Origin of the sequence: Streptomyces sp. NPDC003720, from assembly GCF_042875075.1 — a bacterium.
Taxonomy (GTDB): Bacteria; Actinomycetota; Actinomycetes; order Streptomycetales; family Streptomycetaceae; genus Streptomyces.
This window is the reverse complement of record NZ_JBIANZ010000003.1, coordinates 74,607-88,688: the sequence shown is the minus strand read 5'-3', so window position 1 is coordinate 88,688 and position 14,082 is coordinate 74,607. Positions and strand designations below refer to the sequence as shown.

The window sequence follows — 14,082 nt, the reverse complement described above, 5'->3', positions numbered from 1 at the left end:
CATGCCGACGTACCCGGCCGGTGGGCCGATGTAGCCGCTGCGCCCGGTGCGGCCGGGTCAGTTGAAGGCGCCGAAGGCCTTGGCGAAGGCGAACTTGTCCTGGGTGACGGAGCTGCAGGTCGCGTCGGCGGTGGGCTTGGTGCCGCCGTCGCACTGCTTGTCGCGGGTCGCGGACCACATGGAGAGCCAGCCGAGGCCCTTGGACTTGGCGAAGTTCACGAGCTGGGTGGCGTCGTCGACCTTGAAGACCTCGGCGGAGACGTCGTTGACGCCGATCATCGGGGTGACCGCGACCGTCTTCCAGGCGGCCTGGTCGGACAGCCCCAGCACGCTCTTGACCTGGGCCTGCGTGGCGGTGGCGGCCTGCTCGGCGTAGGTGCCCATGTCGCCGTTGTACGCGGGGCCGTAGTCCATCGCCATGATGTTGACGGTGTTGATCCGCACACCGTTGGACTTGGCGTTGGACAGGAGGTTCACGCCGTCCTGGGTCAGGCCCTCGGGCATCACCGGCAGGGTGAAGGAGACGTCCAGGCCGGGGTGCTGGGCCTGGAGCTTGGCGATGGCCTGGGCGCGGCGGGTGTTGGCCGCGGTGTTGGGCAGCGCGCCGCCCTCGACGTCGAAGTCGACCTTGGTCAGCTTGAAGGCGTCCACGGCCTTGCCGTACGCGGCGGCCAGGGCGTCCGCCGAGGAGCAGGTGGTGGCCAGCTCCGAGCCGGAGGCGCCGCCGAAGGAGACCCGGACGTCACCGCCCTTGGCACGCAGGGAGCCTATCTGCGCGGCCACCGCGTCGCCGGTGAGGTCGGTGACGCCGCCCCACTTGGGGGTGCAGCCGCCGCCGTCGGTGACGAAGGCGAGGTTGAAGTTCTTCACGCCGGTCGCGTCGGCGGCGGCGAGGAGGTCGAAGGCGGGGTAGAGGGACGTGTCCACGTAGGGGGCGAAGCCGGCCGAGGCGGTGGTGCCGGTGCCGGTGCTCTGCGTGGGGGTCGGGGTCGCGCTCTGGCCGGGGGTGGCGCTCTGGCTCGGGGTCGCGCTGGGGGCCGGGGTCTGGGTCTGGGACGGGCGGCCGCTCGGCTCGGGGGTGGCGCCGCCGTCCGCGGAACACTGGGCGTCGTCGACCCGGCAGCCCGTCGGGTCGCCCGTGCCGTCGACCACGAAGCCGACGGTGACCGACCTGCCCGCGGCCAGGCCGTCCGTGTCCCACTTCGCGGGCTTCACGGTGACGTGCTGACCGCTGACGGTGGATTCGCCGTTCCACAGGGAGCTGAGCCTGGCGCCCGCCGGGAGGTCGAACTCCAGCGTCCAGGTCTTCTCCGTCCCGCCGCTGTTGTTGGTGACGACGTACTGCGCGGTGTAGCCCGTCGACCAGTCGCTCGTCCTGGTGTACGCGGCGTTGACCCCCGCGGCGTTCGCCGTACCGGTGAGCACGAGGGCGCCGCCGCCGATCACCGCCGCGGCCACCACGGAGCCGATCGCCTTGTTCCTGCCACTGATCCTGCGCCGGTGCGTGCTCATGCGCGTGCCTGCCTTCGCTGTTCACGGGGGGTGGGGTGCGGCAGCACGCTAGCGAGCCGGAATCGGGCAAACGGGCCTATGGGGACGGCGGTCGCGGTCCTTAGGGTGCGCTTAAGGAAGGGATCGGGGGCGGTTAAAGGTCGAGACCAATCCGTGGTCCGGTGCGGACGGAGCGTCAGCGGGCGGTGGCCGTCCGACGGCGTCCGCGCACGCTCCCCCGGTGCCCCCGGCCGGCCGGCTTGCGTCCGTCGAGCTGGAACCAGATGCGCACCTCGGTCCCGCCCAGCACCGAGGAGCCGATGCGCACGTCACCGCCGGTGGCCTCGGCGAGGCGGCGCACGATGTCCAGGCCCAGCCCGGTCGAGCCCGCGCTGCCGGAGCCGCGGCCGCGGGCCATCGCCGCGTCGGGGTCGGGTATGCCGGGGCCCGCGTCGGAGATCAGCACGATCACCGCGTCCTCCGCGTTGTGCACGTCGACCGCGAAGGCGGTGCCCTCGGCGGTGTGCCGGAAGACGTTGCCGAGCAGCGCGTCGAGGGCGGCGGCCAGGTCGGCGCGGGCCACGGGTATGCGCACCGGCCGCTCGACCCCGGCCACCCGCCACTTGCGGCCCTCGTCCTCGGCCAGCGCGGACCAGAACTCCATGCGCTCGCGCACCACTTCGGCCGCGTCGCAGCCGGCGCCCGGCCCGGCGGCCGCCGTCTGCGGCTTGGCCTCCCGTGCGGTGCGGATGATGGTGTCGACCTCGCCCTCCAGTTGGGCGACGGCCGCCCGGGTCTGGTCGGCGGCGGGCCCGGCGCCGAGGGAGGCCGCGTTCAGCCGGAGCACGGTCAGCGGAGTGCGCAGCCGGTGCGACAGGTCGGCCGCCAGCTCGCGCTCGTTGGCGAGCAGTTGGACGACCTGGTCGGCCATGGAGTTGAACGCGACCGCCGCGAGCCGCAGTTCGGTCGGACCGTCCTCCGGCACCCGGGCGCCCAGCTTGCCCTCGCCCAGCTCGTGCGCGCCCTCGACCAGCCGCCTCGCGGGCCGCACCATGCGCACCCCGAGCCGGTCGGCGACGGCGACCGAGCCGACGATCAGCGCGAGTCCGACCGCCGCGAGCACCGCCCAGGCGGTGCCGACCCCGTTGCTCGTCTCGGACTCGGGCACGTAGACCTCGACCACCGCGATTCCGGAGCCGAGCGCGACCGGCTGCAGCAGCGTGGAGCCGCCGGAGACGGAGGTGGTGGAGGCGCGGCCCAGCCTCCGTACGGCCGCGATGTCCTTGTCCGCGGCACGCTGCCGGCCGAGGTCGAGCGCTCCGCGGGCCCCGTCGGCGGGCAGGTGCACGGCCATCCCGGAGTCGTCGCCGGCCGAGGCCACCACCCGTTCCAGCTTGTCCCGGTCGGTGGTGATGGACAGCGCGGGGGCGACCGCGGCGGCCTCCCGCTCGGCGTTGGAGTACGCCCGGTCGCGGGCCATCTCCTTCACGACCAGTCCGAGCGGTACGGCGAAGGCCACCACGACCATGGTGGTGACCGCGAGGCACACCTTGACCAGAGCCCATCTCATCGCGGCGGCTCCCCTCCCCCGGGCGGCTCCAGCTTCACGCCGACACCCCGGAGGGTGTGCAGGTAGCGCGGCCGGGCCGCGGTCTCCCCCAGCTTGCGGCGCAGCCAGGACAGATGGACGTCGATCGTCTGGTCGTCGCCGTAGGACTGCTGCCAGACCTCGGCGAGGAGTTCCCTGCGGGCCACGACGACTCCGGGGCGGCCGGCCAGGAAGGCGAGCAGGTCGAACTCACGGCGGGTCAGGTCCAGTCGCATGCCGTCCAGTTCGGCCTGACGGCGCAGCGGGTCGACGGTGAGCCCGCCGACCCGCAGGACGCTGGAGGGCGGCGCCTCCCCGCCGGTGGCCCGGGCCCGGCGCAGCACGGCCGCCATGCGGGCCGCCAGGTGCTCGACCGAGAACGGCTTGGTCAGGTAGTCGTCCGCCCCCGCGTTGAGCAGGCGGACGATCTCCGCCTCGTCGTCCCGCGCGGTGGCGATGATGACGGGCACGTCGGTGATGCCGCGCAGCATCTTCAGGGCCTCGGAGCCGTCCAGATCGGGCAGTCCGAGGTCCAGGATGACCACGTCGAAACGGAGATGGGCGACCTCGCGCAGCGCCTCCAGCGCCGTACCGACGCTGCGCACGGTGTGGGAGGCGTCGGTCAGGTGCCGGATGAGCGCCGAGCGTACGAACTGGTCGTCCTCGACCACGAGCACACTTGCCATGCGCCGCACCGTACGCCATGCGGCCGATGCCGGTGTCCCGCCTGTGGACAACCGGGGACGCGTGCGCACCGCGGTGCCCCTGGGGCAGTATGGCCCGCGATGCGCAGAGGACTCGTACACGTACTGGCCTGGCTGCTCGCCACGGGCGCGGCGGTCACGCTGTCGTGGTGGGGTGTGCACACGGTCATGGCCGGCACGGCGTACGACCCGCCGCGTGCCCTGCCGATCACGGCGGCCGACACCACCGCCCAGGGCTCGAAGCCGGTGGGTTCGCCGACCGCCCGGCCGCCCCGGTCCCAGAGCCCGTCGGCCGAGCCGCCGGCCCCAACGCCCTCCCGGGCCCCGTCGTCCCGCGCCGCCGCCCCCGGCCCCTCCGCCTCCGCGGGCCCCACCGCCGCCGGCCGGGTCAAGGCGTACGACACCGACGGCGGCCGCGCCGTCTTCGACCTGGGCAAGGCCGACGCGACGCTCGTCTCGGCCACCCCGGGCACCGGCTGGTCGATGCAGGTGTGGAAGACGGAGAGCTGGATCCGGGTGGAGTTCGGCCGGGACGCCGACCGGGTGTCGGTGTTCTGCACCTGGCACGACGGCCCGCCCCGCGTCGAAGTCGGCACCTACTGAGGGCGCTTCGGCGGCGGGCCGGGCAGGCGGTCAGTGGAAGACGGAGGGCGGCGGGGCCGGGGAGGCCACCGCCGCCTCGTCCGTGACGGGGACGGCGCCGCCGGTGAAGTCGGTGAGCTGCCTGCCGTGTTCGACCCGGGCGGAGTGCGGGTCGGAGGCGGCGCGGCGGGTGAGTTCGGCGAGCGGCAGCGGCAGCGCGGAGGCGGCCAGGACGGCGTTGCCGAAGCGCTTGCCGCGCAGCACGGCCGGGTCCGCGATCAGGGCGAGTTCCGGGAAGCGGGCTGCGGCGGTGGCTATCTGGCCGCGCAGGTGGGCGAGCGGCGGGCCGTCGGCGATGTTGGCCGCGTAGACGCCGGAGGGTTTCAGGGCCCGGCGGACCTCGTCCAGGAACTCGGTGGAGGTGAGGTGGGCGGGGGTCCGGGCGCCGCTGAAGACGTCGGCGATGATCAGGTCGGCCCAGCCGTCCGGGACCTTGGCCAGGCCCTCGCGGGCGTCCGCCGACCGCACCCGTATCCGCGCGTTGGGATCCAACGGCAGTTCGCGCCGCACCAGTTGCACGAGGGCCGCGTCCCGCTCGACGACCTGCTGGGTGGAGCGGGGCCGGGTGGCGGCGACGTAACGGGCGAGCGTGAGGGCGCCACCGCCCAGATGCACGGCGTGCACCGGCCGGCCGGACGGCGCGGCGAGGTCGATGACATGGCCGAGCCGGCGCTGGTACTCGAAGGAGAGGTACGCGGGGTCGTCCAGGTCGACGTGCGACTGGGGCGCACCGTCGATCAGCAGGGTCCGGGCGCGGGGGCGGTCGGGGTCGGGCACGAGCTGTGCGAGCCCGCCGTCGACGGTCTCCGTGACGGCCTGCGCGTCGGCCGGTCTGCGCCGGTTGTTCCTGGACCTGCCCATCGGTCCATCTTCGCAGGCGCCCCGGACGGCCGCCTCACCGGCAGTTGTCGGCCGCCTCGATCATCCGGGCCGCCTCCCCGAGGGCCCGGCGCAGCACCGCGGGGTCGGTCGCGAGGTCGGCCCCGCCGGGCGGCAGCAGCCAGTCCGAGCCCTCCACCGGCGGCTCGGGGTTGAGCCTGAGCCCGCGTCCGTCGGTCTCCGTGCAGGTGCTGCCCGGCACGTCCCAGCCGGCGGCGGTGCCGGCGGGGACCAGGAAGCCGAGGGTGTCGCAGCCGTCGTCGTGCAGCACGGGGCCCACGGTCTCGGGCGCGCCGCGCCGGAGGATGTCGACGGCCTCCAGCCCCTGCCGGGCCGGCACCGTCACGAGTTCGCAGGTCGCGTCACCCTCCGCCGCGGACGGTGGCGCGCCCGGTGTACAGGGATCGTTGCTCTGGCTGGTCTCCATGCCGGCCTCCACCACGCTGCACGTTTGCGGTCCGTGCAGTCCAACGCGCGACCGCGTCAACGGCTACGGCGCAAGTGCGCCGCAAAGGATGGCAGTTCATGGCAGATCGTGGATGAGATATCCGTTTTGTAGCTAAACACTGCGTGGCGGGTCCGACACAGCGGGTACGTTCGTGCTCGCCGGAACCAGGGTGTCACATGGACAACTCAGCCCGAATCCACCCCGGATCCGGCATGGTTCGACGGTTCGCACGAGAGGACCCGGCCATGGCGTCGTCAACGGAGACCTCGTCACAGTCCGAACGGCCCGCACGGCCGAACCTCGCCTTCCGGCAGTTGCGCGGCCGGCACTCGCCGGCCGAGTTCGCCGCGCTGGTGCGGCGGGCCGCGCGCGAGATCGGCGAGCGGGTGAGCTGTGACGCGCGCTACGTCGGCAGGGTCGAGGCGGGTGAGATCCGCTGCCCCAACTACGCGTACGAACGGGTGTTCCTGCACATGTTCCCCGGCCGCACGCTCACCGACCTCGGCTTCGCGCCGCGCTCGTCCGTCCGCGGGCGCGCGGCGCGGACGGCCACCGGGGCGCCCTTGGCGTTCGCTGTCACTGAGACGCGAGGGGCCCGTGAGCCGTATGACACGCAGGACCCGTACGACCCGCACGAGCCGTACGAGAACGACCCCCTGAACCACGAGGAGAGCGACGTGCTGCGTCGCGCATTCATGACCGGCGGAGGCGCCACCGTGGCCGCCGCCACGCTGGGCCCGCTGGGGCTCACCATCGACGCGACGGCGGCGGCCCGTCCGCAGCGCCGCGTCGGCACCCCCGAGGCGGCCGCCCTGGAAGAGGCCGTCCGCCGCATCCGGCTGCTGGACGACCGGCACGGCGCGGACGGCCTGTACCAGCGCGCGGCCGCACCGCTGCGTGCCGCCTACGCGCTCCTGGACGCCGGCGCGACCCGGCAGACGACCGCCGAGAGACTGCACTCGGGCGCCGGTGAACTGGCCATCTCGGTGGGCTGGCTGGCCCATGACTCCGGCCGCTTCGACGACGCCCGCTCGCACTACGCCGAAGCGCTGGCCACCGCCCGGATGACCGGGGACCCGGCCCTGGAGGCGCACGCCTTCTGCAACACCGCGTTCCTGGCCCGCGACGCCGGCCGCCCCCGGGAGGCGGTACGCGCCGCGCAGGCCGCGCGCCGGGCCGCCGCTCCCCTGGGCTCGCCCCGGCTGCTGTCGCTGCTCGCGCTGCGCGAGGCGGGCGGCTGGGCGGGGCTCGCCGACCGCACCGGCTGCGCGCAGGCGCTGGCCCGGGCGCAGGCCCTCTTCGAGCGGGGCCACTCGGACGCCGACCCCGAGTGGATGAGCTTCTACGGAGAGGCCGAGCTCGAGGGCCTGGAGGCGCAGTGCTGGTCGACGCTCGGCGACTGGCGGCGCGCGTCCCGGCACGCCCGCCGGGCGGCCCACCTGCAGGACCCGCACTTCACCCGCAACATCGCGCTCTACACCGCCGAACTGGCCGACGACCTGGCCCGCGAGGGCCGGCCCGACGAGGCGGCCGCGGCCGGCCTGCGCGTCCTGGACCTGCTGACCCAGGTCCAGTCCTCCCGCATCCAGACCATGCTGGCGGGCACGGCCCGGGTCCTGCTCCCCCACCGCCGTGCCTCGGGTGTCTCCGACTTCCTGGACCGCCATGCCTCGACCCCGAGAGCGGGCCGGGCGTAGGCGAGGCGGCCGGCCCCGGACCGCGGCACGCGCGCGTCCCGGTGACTCAGGGGCCTGGGGTGACCCGGTCCCCGGCAGGGGCGCCGCGCACCGTCACCCCGCCAGATGCCCCGAGTCGTTCCAGCTCTCGATGGCCGGCTCCCCGTAGGCCCACCCCAGCACCGACAGCGAGGTCGGATTGAGCCGTATCCGCCCCGCGAAGGCCAGCGGCAGCCCCAGCCAGCGCGCGCCGATGGACCGCAGGATGTGCCCGTGCGCGAACACCAGCACGTCCCGGTCCGCCGACCGCGCCCACGCCACCACCTCGTCCGCGCGCGCGGTGACCTCGGCGAGGCTCTCCCCCTCGGGCACCCCGTCGCGCCAGATCAGCCACCCGGGCCGGACGGCCTGGATCTCGGCGGGGGTCATGCCCTCGTAGGCGCCGTAGTCCCACTCCATGAGCGCGTCCCAGACGGCCGCGCGCTCACCGAACCCGGCCAGTTCGCACGTCTCACGCGCGCGTACCAGCGGGCTGGTCCGCACCTCGGCGGCCGGCAGCCCGTCCAGCGGGGCGCGGTGCAGCCGCTCGCCGAGCAGCTTGGCCCCGCGCCGCCCCTCCTCCAGCAGCGGTACGTCGGTCCTGCCGGTGTGCTTGCCGGACAGCGACCATTCCGTCTGTCCGTGCCGGGCCAGCAGGATGCGCGGTGCCATGGGAGACCTTTCGGGTGCTGAACGGATCTTGGGCATCTTGAGCGGAAGACGCGGTACTCCCATCATCGCTCAGCCCGGGCAGGGGCAACCCGGCGGGCGATGCCGGCGTCTTTGAGGGCTGAAGCGCCCGCGTGGCCGTGATGCGGACACCGTAAAGTGGCACGGCCGCCGCCGGGGCGCGCCGCAGCAGAAGGGGGAGGGCGATCGGATGCCGCAGACCGACACACCGGGCACCGAGGTGACCCAGCGGGCCCGGCTGCGGTGGTGGACCGAGCTGCCCCTGATCCTGCTGGTCTACGGCTGCTACTCGGCCGGCCGCCTGCTCGCCCGCGGCGACGTCTCCTCCGCCGTCGACCACGGCCTGGCGATCCTGCGCGTCGAGAAGGCCCTGTACCTGAACGCCGAGCACCCGCTCAACCGGCTGTTCACACGCGAGCCGTGGCTCGGCATACCCGCCGACTTCTGGTACGCCTCACTGCACTACGTCGTCACGCCGGCCATCCTCGTCTGGCTGTTCCGGGCCCGTACCGAGCACTACCGGGCGGCCCGGACCTGGCTGATGTCGTCCACGTTCATCGGTCTGATCGGCTTCACCCTGCTGCCCACCTGCCCGCCCCGGCTGCTCTCCCCGGGCTACGGCTTCGTCGACACGATGGCCCACTACAGCTCGTACGGCTGGTGGGGCGGCGAGGCCAGCGCGCCGCGCGGCATGGGCGGCATGACCAACCAGTACGCGGCGATGCCGAGTCTGCACGTCGGCTGGGCCCTGTGGTGCGGGGTCATGCTGTGGCGGTACGGCGGCACGCGCCTCACCAGGATCCTCGCCGTCGCCTACCCCCTGCTGACCGCCGTGGTGGTCATGGGCACCGCCAACCACTACTTCCTCGACGCGGTCGCGGGCGTCGCCGTGATGGGCGTGGGCCTGCTGCTGGCGCCGCGGGTGACGCGGGGCGCGGACCTGCTCCGGGCCCGCCTGGCCGCCCGGGCGCCCCGGCCGACGACGGCCACCGGTTCCCCGGTTGTCAGTGGCGGATGCCAGACTTCCGCGGGTGAGCGAATTCCACGGCAGCGCGAGTCGCAGCCCGCTTCCGCCGCCGAGCCGGACGCCTCCCCCCGCGACGCGGGAGAAGGGGCTCCGGCAGCGGCTCGCTGAGCTGCGCGGTCCCGACGTTCCGGCCAAGGCCCTGGACGCGCGCGCCCTCGCGGCGCTGGCCGCGAACCCGGGGTGCCGCAGGCGGGCGATCCTGGACGGCGCCGGGGTGGACAAGGCGGCGCTCGCGGCGAGGCTGGGCGCGCCGTCCGGGTTCGGCCAGTCGCAGTTCGCGCTGACCCGGGGCAACGCGTTCGAGGCGAAGGTGAAGGCCGACGGCGGCGCGGAGCTGCTGCGGCTGGTCCACTCGCGGCTCGACCCGGGCGCCGAACCGCCCGCCGGGGCCTCGGTCCCCGACCTGTCCGCGCACGGCCCCGAGGGGCGCACGGCTCGTACGGCGCTGGCCCTGCGCGAGGCCGTGGCCGCGGGCGGCTGGACGCTGCTGGACCATCCGATGCTGGCGCTGGACGTGGCGGGCTCGCTCGCCTTCCTGGAGCCGGACGCGGTGGTGGTGCACCCGGACGGGAGCTGGACGGTCGTGGAGATCAAGTCCTTCCCGATGCTGGACGGCTCGGCCGACCCGGCGAAGGTCGGCGCCGCCGCCCGGCAGTCGGCGGTGTACGTGCTGGCCCTGGAGGACGTCGCCGCACGGCTCGACCCGGCCCCGGCGGTGCGGCACCGGGTGCTGCTGGTCTGCCCCAGGGACTTCTCCAACCTGCCCACCGCGTCCGCCGTCGACGTGCGCAAGCAGCGCGCGGTCACCGCACGGCAGCTCGCCCGGCTCACCCGCGTCGAGGACATCGCGGGCGCCTTGCCCGAGGGCACCTGCTTCGCTCCGGACCGGCCCGCCGAGGAGCTGACGGCGGCCGTCGCGTCGGTCCCGGCCGCGTACGCGCCGGAGTGCCTGTCCGCCTGCGAACTGGCCTTCCACTGCCGCGGCCGGTCCCGCGCGGACGGCGCCGTGACCAGCCTCGGCCGCCCGCTGCGGGCCGAACTCGGCGGTCTGACCACGGTCGAGGACGTCCTCGCGGCGGCCCGCGGCGAGAGCGGCGACCCGGACGATCCGGCGGTCGCCGCCCTGCGCCGGGCGGCCGCCCTGCGCGCGGAGGCGCTCGCCCAGGCGGCCGGCCGGGAGGTGGCGGCCCCGTGTCGCTGATCGCCACCCTGGCCCGCCTCGAGGCCGTCAGCACCGGCCGCGCCCAGCCGGCGGCGACCGTCCGGCACCGCCGGCTGTCCGACCGCCCCCTGGTGTTCGTGCCGCTCACCACCGCCGGTGAGGCCGGCGCCCCGCTGGGCGCGCTGGTCGGCACCGACCGGGACGCGCCGCGGCTGCTGGTCGTACCGCAGCCGCGCGACCGCGACCTGCGCTTCGCGTTCCTCGCCGAACTCGCCGATGTGGTCCTGCCGTACCTCGACTCCTACGCGCAGGACGTCGAGGCGGCCGAGCGCACGGAGACCGACCCGGAGACCGGCAAGCGGGTCAAGGTCGAGGTCGAGCTGTGCGCCGACGCGCCCCAGCTCGTCGTGCCCAGCCGGGCGGGCGTGGACTTCGTACGGCTGCTGGGCCGTTCCATGCGGTTCCGGCGTACCGCCGAGCAGGATCCGGAGGCGCCCCACCCGGCGCCGCCCCGGGTCCCGCTGCTCGGCCGCTGGCTGACCCACTACGGGGAGCGGGCCCGGGTGCCCGGCTCGTCCCTGCTCCTGGCGCTCACCGAGGTGCTGGCCCGGCACTGGGCGACCGGTCAGTCCAGCCTGGAGGACCAGCACCTGGGCGCCCTGCTCGCCTGGATCGACCCGCCCGACGGCGGCACCGGCGCGCAGGCCGCCCAGTGGGCCGAGCTGGCCCGGGACGGCGAGGGACAGCTCCGGTGCCCGCCGGCCGGCCCGGCCACCGACCCGGCGTTCGACAACAAGCTGCTGGCCCCGGCCATCGAGCGCTACGACCGGGCGCGGACCGCGCTCGCCGCCGCCGAGGACGCCGTGGAGGCCGACGACCGGCTGGCCGCGCTCGCCGCGGCCGAGCAGCGGGTGCGGGATCTGGTGGAGAGCCGCGTCCGGCCCACCTGGGACTCGGTGTGGCGGGGCCTGGACCTGCTGCGGGCGCTGCCGGAGGGCGCGCACGTCGAGGAGCGGTGGACGCGGGACCGCTGGTCGTTCACCGGCCACCGCGACCGGGTGCTGGCCGGCGAGCCCCCGCAGCCGCGCCGGGACGACGCGGTGACCGCGGCGAACAAGCTGGCCACGCGCGAGCGCGAGCAGGCCAGGCTGGAGGCCCAGGAGGCGCTGGACGACCCGCTGGTGATGGCCGGGCGGCGGCTGGCCGGGGAGGCCTTCGCGGGCGAGGTCACCGACGCCGTCATGGCGTACAGCGAGGGCAAGCGGCCCAGCCCGCGCCCGCTGGTGACGGTCCGCACGGACGACCGCCCGCATCTGGCGGAGCGCGCGAAGGTGTACCGCTCGCTGGGCGGCAAGCCGCAGGCGGCCGAGTTCGTCGGCTACGAGGGCGCCCCGGAGGACGGGGTGCTCGTCCTGCGCATCGTGGACAGGATGGGCCGGGGCAAGGAGCCCGAGCCGGGTTCGGTGCCGGAGAAGGGCGACCTGGTCTGCTTCACGCTGTTCGAGCACGAGCAGCGCGGCGGCGCGAAGCTGCCCGACCCGGAGGAGACCCCGTGGACGCACGGCGGGCCGCCGGGCGAGGCGGCACCCGAGGCGCCCGACACCGTGACCGAGGAGGACGTGCTGTGACGACCGTCGACTTCGACCCCGGAGCCGCGGCGGCACGGGCCACGGAGGCGATCCTGCACGACACCCTGCACGGCGCCGAGCGGGGCGTGGTCGTCGACTCCCCGCCGGGCGCGGGCAAGTCCACCCTGGTGGTCCGCGCGGCCCTCGAACTCGCCGCCGCGGGGCGTCCGCTGATGGTGGTCGCGCAGACCAACGCGCAGGTGGACGACCTGGTGCTGCGGCTCGCCGAGAAGGATCCCGACCTGCCCGTGGGCCGGCTGCACAGCAGCGACGCCGACCCGTACGACAAGGCGCTGGACGACCTGCCGCGGGTTCGCACGTCGGCGAAGGCGGCCGATCTGAACGGCCTGCCGGTCGTCGTCTCCACCGCCGCGAAGTGGGCGCACGTCAAGGTGGACGAGCCGTGGCGGCACGCGATCGTCGACGAGGCGTACCAGATGCGGTCGGACTCGCTGCTGGCGGTGGCGGGCCTGTTCGAGCGGGCGCTGTTCGTGGGCGACCCGGGGCAGCTCGACCCGTTCTCGATCGTGGGCGGCGAGCAGTGGGCGGGCCTGTCGTACGACCCGTCGGCCTCGGCGGTCACCACTCTGCTGGCCCACAACCCGCAGCTTCCGCAGCACCGGCTGCCGGTGTCCTGGCGGCTGCCGGCGTCGGCGGCCCCGCTGGTCTCGGCCGCCTTCTACCCGTACACCCCGTTCCGCAGCGGAACCGGCCACGGCGACCGCCGGCTGACGTTCGCGGTCCCCTCCGACGGCTCCGGTCCCGACCGGGTGATCGACGAGGCGGCCGCGTCCGGCTGGGGCCTGCTCGAACTGCCCGCCCGCCACACCCCGCGCACGGACCCGGAGGCGGTACGGGCGGTCGCGGCGGTCGTACGGCGCCTGCTGGACCGGGGCGGCGCCGCCGTCTCCGAACGCTCACCGGACGCGACCCCGCTGACCGCCGGCCGCGTCGCCGTCGGCACGGCCCACCGCGACCAGGCCGCGGCGGTCCGCGCGGCCCTGGCCGACCTCGGCGTGCCGGACGTCACGGTGGACACCGCCAACCGCCTCCAGGGCAGGGAGTACGACGTCACGGTCGTCCTGCATCCGCTGTCCGGCCGCCCCGACGCCACGGCCTTCCACCTGGAGACCGGCCGCCTGTGCGTGCTGGCCTCCCGCCACCGCCACGCCTGTGTCGTGGTGTGCCGCGCGGGCGTCGGCGACCTCCTGGACGACTATCCGTCCACGGAACCGGTGCAGCTGGGCACGCTGGTCAAGTTTCCGGATGGATGGGAGGCGAACCACGCGGTCCTGGCCCATCTGGCCGAACACCGGGTGGAATGGCGCCCGTGACCGCTACGCGGCTCGCCCCGCCCACCCGCCGGACGGAGTCCGGCACGCCGCCGCAGGCGGCCGACCCACACAGCCCGGACGGATGGAAGGCGAACCACGCGGTCCTGGCCCATCTGGCCGAACACCGGGTGGAATGGCGCCCGTGACCGCGCCCTCGCGTGGCGGGCCGGGAACACGGTCCGCTCGGCGGCCCGGCACCGTTCGCCGAGGGCCTCTTGCGGGGGCGCGGGACAATGGACGGTGGGCCGCACGAAGGCGGTGCCGAACCGACCGTACGGAGGAGACGAGACATGGCGGAGCCCACGCCGCGCAGGAACCAACCGCGGCTACGCCCCGCGCCCCTGCTCTTCGAGCCCGCGGAGGCGGCCACCGATCCCGAGCACTTCTTCGACCTGGAGTCGGTCGAGGACCCGCGGGAGCTGCTGGCGCGGGCGACGGAGCTGACCCAGGCGTTCCGCGCGGCGGCCGACCGGGCCATGGAGTTCCAGGCCGTGGCCGCGGCCCAGCTCGCCGACCCGCGCCGGTTCGACCGGCTCACCCCGGGGGACATCGCCGAGCGCGCGGAGTGGACCGAGGACTACGCCAAGAAGATGGTCGAGTTCGGCCGTGATCTGATGCGCGGGGCCGACACCGAGGGCCGGCCGTCCGTCGACCCGATCTGATCAACTCCGTCCGGCATATGCCAGGCGGGCAAGATACTCCCCTCCGCCCTCTCCCGTCCCGGATTTCCGCAACTCAGGAGAACCGCGCACTCACGGCCGGTACATCTGGGAG

General features: G+C 74.9%; 14 protein-coding genes. 8 read left to right on the top strand and 6 right to left on the bottom strand.

Going from position 1 to position 14,082, the window contains the following annotated elements; translation table 11 throughout:
* Positions 1-57: 57 nt before the first annotated feature.
* From ACFYU0_RS09335 to ACFYU0_RS09325, 3 genes are all read right to left on the bottom strand, one after another.
* Positions 58-1,512, bottom strand: a complete 1,455-nt coding sequence (locus tag ACFYU0_RS09335) for a cellulose binding domain-containing protein (protein WP_389299121.1) — start codon at positions 1,510-1,512, stop codon at positions 58-60.
* A gap of 175 nt (positions 1,513-1,687) precedes the next feature.
* A complete protein-coding gene (locus ACFYU0_RS09330; RefSeq protein ID WP_389299118.1) occupies positions 1,688-3,061 on the bottom strand; it encodes a sensor histidine kinase in 1,374 nt (457 codons plus the stop codon).
* Positions 3,058-3,765: a response regulator transcription factor gene (locus ACFYU0_RS09325; RefSeq protein WP_389299116.1), complete on the bottom strand. Its 708-nt coding sequence runs from the start codon at positions 3,763-3,765 to the stop codon at positions 3,058-3,060. The genes ACFYU0_RS09330 and ACFYU0_RS09325 overlap by 4 nt, the downstream gene beginning before the upstream one ends.
* Positions 3,766-3,864: 99 nt before the next feature.
* Between ACFYU0_RS09325 and ACFYU0_RS09320 the strand changes: the two genes are divergently transcribed.
* A complete protein-coding gene (locus ACFYU0_RS09320; RefSeq protein ID WP_351665146.1) occupies positions 3,865-4,386 on the top strand; it encodes a hypothetical protein in 522 nt (173 codons plus the stop codon).
* A gap of 30 nt (positions 4,387-4,416) precedes the next feature.
* Here the strand turns inward: ACFYU0_RS09320 and ACFYU0_RS09315 are convergent, their stop codons facing one another.
* Positions 4,417-5,286, bottom strand: coding sequence for a fused MFS/spermidine synthase (locus ACFYU0_RS09315; protein ID WP_351665147.1), 870 nt, complete (start codon positions 5,284-5,286; stop codon positions 4,417-4,419).
* A 34-nt stretch (positions 5,287-5,320) separates the two neighbouring features.
* Positions 5,321-5,731, bottom strand: a complete 411-nt coding sequence (locus ACFYU0_RS09310; RefSeq protein ID WP_351665148.1) for a hypothetical protein — start codon at positions 5,729-5,731, stop codon at positions 5,321-5,323.
* 266 nt (positions 5,732-5,997) lie between these two features.
* On the opposite strand from ACFYU0_RS09310, the gene ACFYU0_RS09305 reads away from it, so the two are divergent.
* Positions 5,998-7,449, top strand: coding sequence for a hypothetical protein (locus ACFYU0_RS09305; RefSeq protein ID WP_389299113.1), 1,452 nt, complete (start codon positions 5,998-6,000; stop codon positions 7,447-7,449).
* A gap of 93 nt (positions 7,450-7,542) precedes the next feature.
* Here the strand turns inward: ACFYU0_RS09305 and ACFYU0_RS09300 are convergent, their stop codons facing one another.
* A complete protein-coding gene (locus tag ACFYU0_RS09300) occupies positions 7,543-8,139 on the bottom strand; it encodes a histidine phosphatase family protein (RefSeq protein ID WP_351665150.1) in 597 nt (198 codons plus the stop codon).
* Between the two features lie 208 nt (positions 8,140-8,347).
* Between ACFYU0_RS09300 and ACFYU0_RS09295 the strand changes: the two genes are divergently transcribed.
* The 6 genes from ACFYU0_RS09295 to ACFYU0_RS09270 all read left to right on the top strand — a co-directional run bounded on the left by ACFYU0_RS09295 (position 8,348) and on the right by ACFYU0_RS09270 (position 13,970).
* Positions 8,348-9,292: a phosphatase PAP2 family protein gene (locus ACFYU0_RS09295; RefSeq protein ID WP_351665151.1), complete on the top strand. Its 945-nt coding sequence runs from the start codon at positions 8,348-8,350 to the stop codon at positions 9,290-9,292.
* Complete coding sequence (locus tag ACFYU0_RS09290; protein WP_389299109.1) at positions 9,189-10,385, top strand: hypothetical protein; 1,197 nt, start codon at positions 9,189-9,191, stop codon at positions 10,383-10,385. Before ACFYU0_RS09295 ends, ACFYU0_RS09290 begins: the two co-directional genes overlap by 104 nt.
* A complete protein-coding gene (locus tag ACFYU0_RS09285) occupies positions 10,376-11,974 on the top strand; it encodes a hypothetical protein (RefSeq protein ID WP_389299106.1) in 1,599 nt (532 codons plus the stop codon). The genes ACFYU0_RS09290 and ACFYU0_RS09285 overlap by 10 nt, the downstream gene beginning before the upstream one ends.
* A complete protein-coding gene (locus tag ACFYU0_RS09280; protein ID WP_389299103.1) occupies positions 11,971-13,308 on the top strand; it encodes an AAA family ATPase in 1,338 nt (445 codons plus the stop codon). Before ACFYU0_RS09285 ends, ACFYU0_RS09280 begins: the two co-directional genes overlap by 4 nt.
* Complete coding sequence (locus tag ACFYU0_RS09275; protein WP_389299100.1) at positions 13,305-13,454, top strand: hypothetical protein; 150 nt, start codon at positions 13,305-13,307, stop codon at positions 13,452-13,454. Before ACFYU0_RS09280 ends, ACFYU0_RS09275 begins: the two co-directional genes overlap by 4 nt.
* A gap of 144 nt (positions 13,455-13,598) precedes the next feature.
* Complete coding sequence (locus tag ACFYU0_RS09270) at positions 13,599-13,970, top strand: hypothetical protein (RefSeq protein ID WP_389299097.1); 372 nt, start codon at positions 13,599-13,601, stop codon at positions 13,968-13,970.
* The last annotated feature ends 112 nt before the right edge of the window (positions 13,971-14,082 follow it).

Excerpts from the sequence above, each read along its gene's own strand:
- ACFYU0_RS09305 (WP_389299113.1), top strand. The coding sequence starts at position 5,998 with ATGGCGTCGTCAACGGAGACCTCGTCACAGTCCGAACGGCCCGCACGG.
- ACFYU0_RS09315 (WP_351665147.1), bottom strand. The coding sequence starts at position 5,286 with ATGGGCAGGTCCAGGAACAACCGGCGCAGACCGGCCGACGCGCAGGCC.
- ACFYU0_RS09310 (WP_351665148.1), bottom strand. The coding sequence starts at position 5,731 with ATGGAGACCAGCCAGAGCAACGATCCCTGTACACCGGGCGCGCCACCG.
- ACFYU0_RS09320 (WP_351665146.1), top strand. The coding sequence starts at position 3,865 with ATGCGCAGAGGACTCGTACACGTACTGGCCTGGCTGCTCGCCACGGGC.
- ACFYU0_RS09325 (WP_389299116.1), bottom strand. The coding sequence starts at position 3,765 with ATGGCAAGTGTGCTCGTGGTCGAGGACGACCAGTTCGTACGCTCGGCG.
- ACFYU0_RS09335 (WP_389299121.1), bottom strand. The coding sequence starts at position 1,512 with ATGAGCACGCACCGGCGCAGGATCAGTGGCAGGAACAAGGCGATCGGC.
- ACFYU0_RS09300 (WP_351665150.1), bottom strand. The coding sequence starts at position 8,139 with ATGGCACCGCGCATCCTGCTGGCCCGGCACGGACAGACGGAATGGTCG.
- ACFYU0_RS09270 (WP_389299097.1), top strand. The coding sequence starts at position 13,599 with ATGGCGGAGCCCACGCCGCGCAGGAACCAACCGCGGCTACGCCCCGCG.
- ACFYU0_RS09330 (WP_389299118.1), bottom strand. The coding sequence starts at position 3,061 with ATGAGATGGGCTCTGGTCAAGGTGTGCCTCGCGGTCACCACCATGGTC.
- ACFYU0_RS09295 (WP_351665151.1), top strand. The coding sequence starts at position 8,348 with ATGCCGCAGACCGACACACCGGGCACCGAGGTGACCCAGCGGGCCCGG.